The sequence below is a fragment of the Marinagarivorans sp. genome (genome assembly GCF_982758155.1).
In genome coordinates, this window is record NZ_CEXWTU010000364.1 from 1178 (window position 1) to 2971 (window position 1794).

The following is a 1794-nucleotide window of genomic DNA, read 5'->3' on the forward strand; positions in this document are numbered from 1 at the left end:
CTCCATCAACTTCAACTTTTATCTCGCCCGTTTCTGGGTCGAAATAAACGTCTATATTAGCCATCAGAGCCACCCTCCTGATCCACCTTGACCGCTAGAAATACGAATGTGCTTAACACGCTTCTTCTTTCCATGCATCTCAGTTTCTTTCTCAGTTACCTTGCCCATGTGATATCCGGCAAGATTGGGGTTACCCTTTAGCTGTTTCTTTACAGCTGATTTTACATATGGTTCCATAAGTCCCTCCATCACGCCTCTGGCGCCCGCTTGGTTACATCCCTCTAAGACTTCATCGTATCCGCAGATTCCGTATCCGCCTTGGCGGTATCCAAATTCAGCAACTGCTTCATACTTTTCGCCTGTAGCGTCTTGTACGAAACCAAGATCATAATAACCTTGTTGTTCCACATTTGGAGAACGAAATCGTACGACAATCTCCGCATTTCTTGCGGCAACTCCACGATATCCTCTCACTTGGGCGTTTTCCAGGATAGTTGCATCCGGGAATCGCTCCTTTAGGGCGTCCATTAAACAGGACTTATTTTCTACCAAAAATTCAGTTTTTGCATTCACATAATGTGACATATATTTAACCTCATCTAATTCCAATAGGTTGTCATTATTAAACCTAATTGGTAAAAAAAAAAGAGACCACATGATTGTATTACGCAATCATGCGGTCTCCCAGTTTTTGAGCCCCCTTTCGGGGATTTTACTCCTCTAAATGTGGAAGATTGGGGCCGAAGCCCCAACCTTCCGGTTGTCATCGTTATTCTTTAATCACCTTAGAAGGTGATTGTTCCGCCGTCTTTCAACAGGTCGATTACTGAGTCAGCTTCTGGGTTTTGCGATAGAATCGCTTCTCCCAGTCTTAGTTGATTTCTTTCATCCTTAACAAAGTCAGGCGTGGTTGTAGGCACTTCTCGGTGATCCTGAGGTTTACCCTCAATTTGACGCGGCTTGTTTTTCCACCCGTGGAGTCTTAGCCACGCAGTTCGGAATGGCGAACAATTTTTCGCCAAAGCCACGAAGTAACGACCCTTATCGAGTGTTACCTTTTCACATGCGATTTTCATTGTAAAATCGCGTTTACCTTTATCTGTTCTCACAGATACTTTTACCACTCCTTCCTTTCGGTATAGACCCGTAGGCAAGTTCTTGAATGCTTGCTCAGCATCTTCAGTAGTCTTGCCCTTATTTTCAGGGTCTACCTTAAAGGCAGAAATATAATCTGCACGGAGTCCAGTGTCGACCTTCCAATCGAGTTGGCTCCATGCCGGATGCTTCTCATCTAGGATTTCATCTACCATTCGCGGTGTAATCATCCCATCGTCCATTAGTTGTCTTGCGACAGCAAGAGTCATTTCTGGGTTCACAATGAACTCAGGCGACTCAGTCAGAATTTTAATAACATTTTCGCGGCTCAGCACACTAGCGATACTTCGCATAATTAGTGTTGCTTCTACTGGTCCAGCAGTGGAACGGCGCTTAACAAAGCACTCAAATTCCATTTTTTCACCTTTAGAGTTTCGGGCACGAGGCATGCGGCCTGTGTCCGTAAATGTGCGGTGCCTAGTCTGGTCGTGAACGACCAAACGCTTGAGTCCACTAGAACGGGAAATATCCCCATTCTTTTCGGCCTCAAATAGCGCCTCTTCACTTATCTTTACTCTCCGGTTTTGTTTATTTTTATTCGTCTTTTTATTTTTTGACATTTTTTTCTCTCCTAAAAAACTAGACTTTGCTAGTTTAATGTGCTTAACGATTAGTTATCTAATCGTTATTACACTTATT

2 protein-coding genes are annotated in these 1794 nt (G+C 43.6%); both read right to left on the reverse strand.

Going from position 1 to position 1794, the window contains the following annotated elements:
- Nucleotides 1–63: 63 nt before the first annotated feature.
- The gene (locus AC3A8L_RS20880) at nt 64–672 is read right to left on the reverse strand and encodes a hypothetical protein (protein WP_487964209.1); all 609 of its coding nucleotides are present in this window, start codon (nt 670–672) and stop codon (nt 64–66) included.
- A 113-nt stretch (nt 673–785) separates the two neighbouring features.
- The gene (locus AC3A8L_RS20885; protein ID WP_487964210.1) at nt 786–1715 is read right to left on the reverse strand and encodes a hypothetical protein; all 930 of its coding nucleotides are present in this window, start codon (nt 1713–1715) and stop codon (nt 786–788) included.
- Nucleotides 1716–1794: the final 79 nt, after the last annotated feature.